Annotated in this window: 6 protein-coding genes; 3 read left to right on the plus strand and 3 right to left on the minus strand. The window is 66.8% G+C overall.

The window, feature by feature from the left end; genetic code table 11:
* Nucleotides 1-100 precede the first annotated feature (100 nt).
* On the plus strand, nt 101-1018 hold the full coding sequence (locus FMP39_RS31685; protein ID WP_141593803.1) for an ABC transporter permease: 918 nt from the start codon (nt 101-103) through the stop codon (nt 1016-1018).
* Nucleotides 1015-1923: an ABC transporter ATP-binding protein gene (locus FMP39_RS31690; protein ID WP_141257590.1), complete on the plus strand. Its 909-nt coding sequence runs from the start codon at nt 1015-1017 to the stop codon at nt 1921-1923. The genes FMP39_RS31685 and FMP39_RS31690 overlap by 4 nt, the downstream gene beginning before the upstream one ends.
* 28 nt (nt 1924-1951) lie before the next feature.
* On the opposite strand, the gene FMP39_RS31695 is transcribed toward FMP39_RS31690, so the two are convergent.
* Entirely contained in the window at nt 1952-2182 is a 231-nt protein-coding gene (locus FMP39_RS31695; protein WP_090495178.1) for a sulfurtransferase TusA family protein, read from the minus strand.
* 196 nt (nt 2183-2378) lie between these two features.
* Between FMP39_RS31695 and FMP39_RS31700 the strand changes: the two genes are divergently transcribed.
* Nucleotides 2379-4349 (plus strand): thioredoxin domain-containing protein, encoded by a 1971-nt coding sequence (locus tag FMP39_RS31700; protein WP_141593804.1) that lies wholly within the window; start codon nt 2379-2381, stop codon nt 4347-4349.
* Between the two features lie 86 nt (nt 4350-4435).
* Here FMP39_RS31700 and FMP39_RS31705 read toward each other — a convergent pair whose 3' ends face one another.
* Both FMP39_RS31705 and FMP39_RS31710 read right to left on the minus strand, forming a co-directional pair.
* Nucleotides 4436-4822, minus strand: coding sequence for a RidA family protein (locus FMP39_RS31705; RefSeq protein ID WP_141593805.1), 387 nt, complete (start codon nt 4820-4822; stop codon nt 4436-4438).
* Between the two features lie 79 nt (nt 4823-4901).
* Nucleotides 4902-7121, minus strand: a complete 2220-nt coding sequence (locus tag FMP39_RS31710; RefSeq protein WP_141593806.1) for a bifunctional (p)ppGpp synthetase/guanosine-3',5'-bis(diphosphate) 3'-pyrophosphohydrolase — start codon at nt 7119-7121, stop codon at nt 4902-4904.
* Nucleotides 7122-7424 lie beyond the last annotated feature (303 nt).

The following is a 7424-nucleotide window of genomic DNA, read 5'->3' on the forward strand; positions in this document are numbered from 1 at the left end:
GGTGAGCGACGGCTGGATCCTACCGGCTGGGGGCGCGCTGTCCACGGATGCCTCCCTGGTCGCTTCCGTCCCTCGGTGAAATCAGAAACTTGGCGGAGGGGTGTGCAACTCCGCTAGGTTCGCCCACACTTTGGACGGATTGAAAGAAACGGTGGTCATCTGGAGCGCCGAGCTCCGCCGGGCCGTGCGCAGTGGCCGGACGGTGGTGCTGCTCGGCCTCTACAGCATGTTCTCCGCGTTGGTGCTGCTGGTGGTCGGCTGGCTCGCGGGCGAAGTCCGCAGCGCCGTCGCCAAGCAGTTGGAAGGCGCGGGCGCGGATGCGAGCGCCTCCGTGCAGCTCAACGAGGAGATGCGCAAGGGCGTGCTGGGATTCCTCACCAGCAACGACTCCGCGATGATCGAGGCCCTGGCGCAGGTGCCGCTGGAGGTGTTGATCGTCTTCAAGATCACCCTCTTCTTCCTGCCCGCCTACATCGCGCTGATGGGCTTCGATCAGATCAGCGGTGAAGTGGGCCCACGCTCCATGCGCTACCTCACGGTGCGCGCGCGGCGCTCGTCGGTGCTGCTGGGCAAGTTCCTGACGCAGGCGACGCTGCTGCTCGGCCTGGTGCTCATCATCGACCTGGCCATCTTCATCTACGCCCGCGTGGCCAACCCGGACTTCAGCTTCCCCGCCGTGGCGCTCAACCTGCTGAAGTTCTGGCTGGCGGCCATCGTCTTCTCGCTGGCCTACGTGGCCCTCACGACGCTGTGCTCCAGCCTGTTCCGCTCGCCCGCGGTGAGCCTGGTCTTCAACTTCATCCTGCTGTTCGTCTTCTGGCTGATGGACACCATCGGCCGGGCCTCGGGTGACACGGGCAACCTGCGCTTCCTGCGCTACCTGTCGCCGTCGTACTACGCCAGTGACTTGCTGCATCCGGGCCTGGCGCAGTTCGGCGCGAGCGGAGCCGCCTACGCGGTCTTCGCCTTCGTCTTCCTGATGGCGGCCTACGGCATCCTGCGCGCGAGGGACCTGTGAGCGACGTGGCCATTGAACTGTTCGGCGTCTCCAAGCGCTTCGGCCCCAAGGTCGCCGTCAACGGCGTCAGCTTCTCCGTGCCCAAGGGCGCGGTGTACGGGCTCATCGGCCCCAACGGCGCCGGCAAGACGACCACCTTCTCCATGATGTGCGGCTACCTCTACCCGTCCGAGGGCTCGCTCAAGGTCATGGATGTGGACCCCACCACCCCGGGCGCCCTCAAGGGCCGCCTGGGCGCGCTGCCGCAGGACGCGGTGCTGCCGCCCGGCTGGGAAGTGGGCGCGCTGCTGACGTACTGGGCGCGGCTGTCCGCCCTGGCCGAGCCGGAGCGTGAGGCGCGCGAGGCCCTGGACAAGGTGGGCCTCATGGAGGCCTGGAACGTCCAGACGCAGGCGCTCAGCCACGGCATGGCCAAGCGCGCCGCCATGGCCCAGGCCCTCATGGGCAGCCCGCCGTTGGTGCTGCTGGACGAGCCCACCGCCGGGTTGGATCCGCGCATCGCCGCCCAGGTGCGCCAGGTCATCCGCGACATGAAGGGCCGGCAGACGGTGGTGGTCTCCAGCCACAACCTCCAGGAGCTGGAGGAGCTGTGTGACGCGGCCGCCATCCTCGACAAGGGCACGCTCGCCCAGGCGGGGAGCATGAATGAGCTCACCGGCCAGGGCGCCGAGTTCCGCGTCCAGATTGCGCGCGGCAGCGTCATCATCCCGGAGCTCACGGCGATGCCCCACATCACGGACGCGCGCATGGAGAGCGACACCGTGCTGCGCGTGCGCTTCAGCGGCGGCGTGGCGCCCGAAGAGGTCATCAGCCAGGTGGTGCGTCACCTGCTGCAGCACGACGTGCTCATCCTGGGCGTCAGCCGCGGCCAGCGCCTGGAAGATCGCGTCCTGCAGATGCTCTGAAGCAAGGCGTGGGCTGGCGGCAGGCGGCTCAACCCGCCTTGCGCACCCAGCCCACGTAGAGGCGCTCCCGGCGCTCCATGCGGACCAGTGGATTCCCCGTAGCCTCGCACCATGCGGGAAGGTCCGCCTCCAACCCGCGATCCGTGGAGACGAGCTCCACCAGCGTCCCTGGCGCCAGGGCCCGCATGGCCTTGGCGAGCTCCAGGATGGGCATGGGGCACAAGGCCCCCCGAGTGTCGATGCGCACGGCGGCGTCCATGATCGAGACTCTGACGGAATTTTTCCGAAGTCTCCCGAGTTTTGGGGCCCCTGAGGGGGCGCGGCTCCCTGGAAGGCCAGAGCGGCTTGCTTGCGCGTCTGGAATTCCCTCTGTTAAGACCGCCGCCCTCTGCCCTCGTTGAAAACCCGCTCGGGCCCACAATGCCGGCCCCATGGCGAAGGAGCAAGACCCACTCATGAAGCCCAATGTCATCGTGGCCCTGCTGGTCGGCCTGGTGCTCGGGTTCGTTGGCGGCCGCGTCACCACTGGCCCGTCCACGAAGTCCGAAGTCGCCAAGGCTGCACCGAACTCTCCCGCCGCCCCGGCAGCGGGTGGACGCCGTCCGGTGGATCCCACCGTGTTCAAGGTGCCCATCGAGAACTCGCCGACCCACGGTAGCGCCGACGCGCTCGTCACCGTGGTCGAGTTCTCCGACTACGAGTGCCCCTTCTGCAGCCGGGCGAACGTCACCATCGAGAAGCTCCAGGAGCAGTACGGCAAGAAGCTCCGCGTGGTGATGAAGCAGAACCCCCTCTCCTTCCACCCGCGCGCCAAGCCCGCGGCCATCGCCGCGATGGCGGCTGGCGAGCAGGGCAAGTACTGGGAGTACCACGCCAAGCTCTTCGCCAATCAGAAGAAGCTGGATGACGCGTCCCTGGAGCAGTACGCCAAGGAGCTGGGCCTGAACCTGGACAAGTGGAAGGCCGAGCTGAACAACCCCAAGTTCCAGGACATCATCACCCGCGACCAGGCCCTGGCCGGCCAGCTGGGCGCCAGCGGCACCCCGGCCTTCTTCATCAACGGCCGCTTCCTGTCGGGCGCGCAGCCCATCGCCAACTTCCAGGCCCTCATCGACGAGGAGCTGGTCAAGGCGGAGAACCTGGTGAAGAGCGGCGTGCCCGCCTCGCAGGTGTACGCGAAGATCATCGAGAAGGGCGCCGAGCGCGCCGCGCCCAAGGCGCAGCCGCAGCAGCCCGCCGCCAAGGTCCAGAAGGTGGAGATCCCCTCGGACTCGCCCTCCTTCGGCCCGGCCAACGCCAAGGTGACCATCGTCGAGTGGTCTGACTTCGAGTGCCCCTTCTGCAGCCGCGTGGGCCCCACCCTGTCGAAGATCAAGGAGAGCTACGCCAAGGACGTGCGCGTGGTGTTCCGTCACCAGCCGCTGCCCTTCCACCCGAACGCGAAGCTGGCCGCCGAGGCCTCGCACGCCGCGCACGAGCAGGGCAAGTTCTGGGAGTACCACGACAAGCTCTTCGCCAATCAGAAGGCCATGGATCGCGCCTCGCTGGAGAAGTACGCGCAGGAGCTGGGCCTGAACGTCGCCAAGTTCAAGGCCGCCCTGGATTCGGGCAAGTTCAAGGCGAAGGTCGAGGCCGACATGGCCGCCGGCAACGCCCTGGGCGCCAACGGCACCCCGACCTTCTTCATCAACGGCCGTGAGTTCGTCGGCGCGCAGCCCTTCGAGGCCTTCAAGCGCGTCATCGACGAGGAGATTGGCAAGGCGGACAAGCTGCTCGCCGCCGGCACCAAGCCCGAGGAGCTCTACGCCAAGCTGAACGCGGAGAACGTCGCCAACGCCCCGACGGCGCCCGCCGCGGCCCCTGGCGCTCCGGCCGAGCCCCCGGTCCAGAAGGTGGACGTGGGCAACGCCCCGGTGAAGGGCGACAAGAACGCGCCCGTCACCATCGTCGCCTTCTCCGACTTCGAGTGCCCCTTCTGCAGCCGCGTGGTGCCCACGCTGAAGCAGCTGGAGGACCAGTACGGCGGGAAGATCAAGGTCGCCTTCAAGAACCAGCCGCTGCCCTTCCACGCCAACGCCAAGTTGGCCGCCGCCGCCGCGCTGGCCGCGAACGAGCAGGGCAAGTTCTGGGAGTACCACGACAAGCTCTTCGCCAATCAGCGCGCGCTGGACCGCGCCTCGCTGGAGAAGTACGCGCAGGAGCTGGGCCTGAACGTGGACAAGTTCAAGGCCGCGCTGGACCAGGGCAAGTTCAACGCGCAGATCGAGGCCGACATGGCGCAGGCGTCCAGCGTGGGCGCCTCCGGCACCCCGACGTTCTTCATCAACGGCCGCACGCTCGTGGGCGCCCAGCCCGTGGACGCGTTCAAGCGCGTCATCGACGAGGAGCTGAAGAAGCTCGGCGGCGCGGTGGCCGACTCGAAGTAGTTCCCGCCGGGGCCCTGGGGCCCTGACGCGACAAAGGCCGTCGGACTCCTCTGAGTCCGGCGGCCTTCGTCTTTTCAGCCCTTGCTTCAGGAGACGGCGATGGCGTCAATCTCCACCTTGGAGCCACGCGGCAGCGCGGACACCTGCACGGTGGCGCGGGCCGGCGGCGCGCCGGTGAAGTAGCGGCCATAGACTTCGTTCACCCGGGCGAAGTCGCCCAAGTCGGTGAGGAAGATGGTGCAGCGCACGACGTGGGAGAAGTCCAGCCCGCTGGCGGAGAGCACGGCCTTCAGATTCTCCATCACCCGCTCCGCCTGCGCGACGACGTCGCCCTGCACCATCTCCATGGTGGCGGGGTCGAGCGGAATCTGGCCGGAGAGGAAGGTCATCTTCCCGGCGTCCACCTGCACCGCCTGGGAATACGGGCCAATGGCCTTGGGGGCCTGGTCGGAGTGGATTGCCTTGCGAGCCATGCGGCGCACCTCGGGGTGAGAGCGGCCCGAATCGGGCCGCCGGGGTTTCCGGGCGCTCTACCACGAAAGGCGAAGGCGGTTAGATGCGCTCGACCGAGTAGACGCCCTGGAGCCGCTCGATGGTTCGCATCAGGTCGGTGAGCTGCTTGAGGTCGGAGATGATGACCTCGAAAGTGTTCACCGCCCGGTCATCTCCGGTGGCCCGGCAGTTGGCCTGGGAGATGTTGACGCCCTTCTTGGAGAAGGTGTTGGTGATGTCCGCCAGCAGGCCCGGCCGGTCCGCCGTGAGGACGCGCAGGGTGACGGGGCGCTTGAAGTCGCCCCGGACATCCCACGACACGTCCACCCGCCGCTCGGGGTCCGTGGCCAGTGCCTTTTCACAGCCGACCGTGTGAACCGTGACGCCCCGCCCCCGGGTGATGAAGCCGGCGATGGGGTCTCCGGGGACGGGGTTGCAACACCGCCCGAAGCGCACGAGGACATCGTCCACGCCGCCAATCTGCACGCCGCTGCGGTTGCTGCGGCCCACCAGCCGCTTCGCCAGGTCGGTGACCCGGGACAGGCCCGGCAGCACCGAGTTGCCGGTTCCACCAGAGGTTGTCGCGGCGGGGTTGGCGTCCGAGCGCCCCCCGGCCTCCGCGGCGTTGAGCTTCTCCTGGGGGACGAGCCGGTGCGACAACTGCTGCGGCGTCACCTTGCCGTAGCCAATGGCCACCAGCATGTCGTCTTCCACGCGGAAGCCCAGGTCCACGGCGGCCTTCTTCATCTCGCCGGACTTGACCAACCGGTTGAAGTTGAGCTGGAAGCGCTTGAGCTCGCGGTCCGCCAGCTCACGTCCCAATTGGAGGCTCTTCTCGCGCTGCTGCTGCTTGATGAAGCCGCGGATGCGCTGCTGCGCCCGGCTCGTCTTGACGAAGGTGAGCCAGTCCTTGGACGGGTGCTGCTGGGGGCTGGTGAGCACCTCCACCGTGTCCCCGTTCTTCATCTTGTAGCGGAGCGGGACGATCTTCCCGTTCACCTTGGCGCCCACGCACCGGTTGCCCACGTCCGAATGGATGGCGTAGGCGAAGTCCACCGGCGTGGCGCCGCGAGGCAGCGAACGCACGTCGCCCTTGGGCGTGAAGACGAAGACCTCATCGGTGAAGAGGTCCACCTTCACCGTCTCCAGGAACTCCTTCGGGTCCTTCAGGTCCTGCTGCCACTCCATCAGCTGCCGCAGCCAGGCGAACTTCTCGTCATCCTTGGAGATGACGGCCTTGCCCTCCTTGTACTTCCAGTGCGCGGCGATGCCTTCCTCGGCGATCTTGTGCATCTCCGAGGTGCGGATCTGCACCTCCACGCGCTCGCTGAGCGGACCGATGATGGTCGTGTGCAGCGACTGGTACATGTTGGGCTTCGGAATCGCGATGAAGTCCTTGAAGCGCCCCGGCACCGGCTTCCACATCTCGTGCACGAGCCCCAGCGCCTCGTAACAGGAGGGCGCGGTGGGCGCGATGATGCGAAAGGCGATGATGTCGTGGATCTGATCGAAGTCGATGCCCTGTGACTTGATCTTCTTGTAGATGCTGTAGACGTGCTTGAAGCGGCCGCTCACCTCGCCCTTCAGCCCGCGCTCGGCCAGCTTGGAGCGGATGAGGTCGCACGTGTCCTCGATGTACTTCTCCCGCTCCTTCTTGCGCTTGTTCAGCTTCGCCTGGAGCGCGAAGAACTCCTGCGGTTTGACGTAGCGGAAGCTCAGGTCCTCCAGCTCCGTCTTGATCCACGAGATGCCCAGCCGGTTGGCCAGCGGCGCGTAGATGTCCAGCGTCTCCTGCGCGATGCGGGCCTGCTTCTCCTCCGACATGTGATCCAACGTCCGCATGTTGTGCGTGCGGTCCGCCAGCTTCACCAGGATGACGCGGATGTCCTGCGCCATCGCGATGATCATCTTCCGGAAGTTCTCCGCCTGCTTCTCCTCCTGCGACAGGCTGGCGGATGCGGAGAACTTGGACAGCTTGGTGACGCCGTCTACCAGGTGGGCCACTTCCGAACCGAAGAGCTCCGTCAGCTCCTCCTCGGTGGCCAGCGTGTCCTCAATGGTGTCGTGAAGGAGTCCGGTGACGATGGACGCCTCGTCCAGCTTGAGCTCGCCCAGGATGCCGGCGACCTCGAGCGGATGGACGAGGTAGGGCTCGCCTGACTTCCGGAGTTGACCCTGGTGGACCTTGGCCGAATAGACGTAGGCCTTCTTGATGATGTCCAGGTCGGGGTCGGGGTGGTACTGGGAAACCCGTTGGAGGATGTCGTTCAGGCGAATCATCGAATGAGGAGCAATCGTAACTTTGCACCAACGGAGGGGCAACGTTGCCCCACACCTGGACGTCACCTCCCTCTGGGACACCCCAGTTGGTGCGTTCGCTTTCGTTGACCCGGTGTTTTACGGCCCCGTAGATTCGCCTCCGCACATGTCACAGCTCCTGCTGTCCTCCCTCGCCGTGGTCTGCCCGAACTGTGACGGGTACAACTCGCCTCGCTCGGCTGCATGTGTGCTCTGCGGCCAGGCGCTGGGCGAGCCCGCTGCCGCGCCCCGCCCCGCCGCCACGAAGCCACCCCTCGCCGGCCC

It is taken from the genome of Myxococcus sp. AB056 (assembly GCF_006547365.1).
Classification (GTDB): Bacteria; Myxococcota; Myxococcia; order Myxococcales; family Myxococcaceae; genus Myxococcus; species Myxococcus virescens.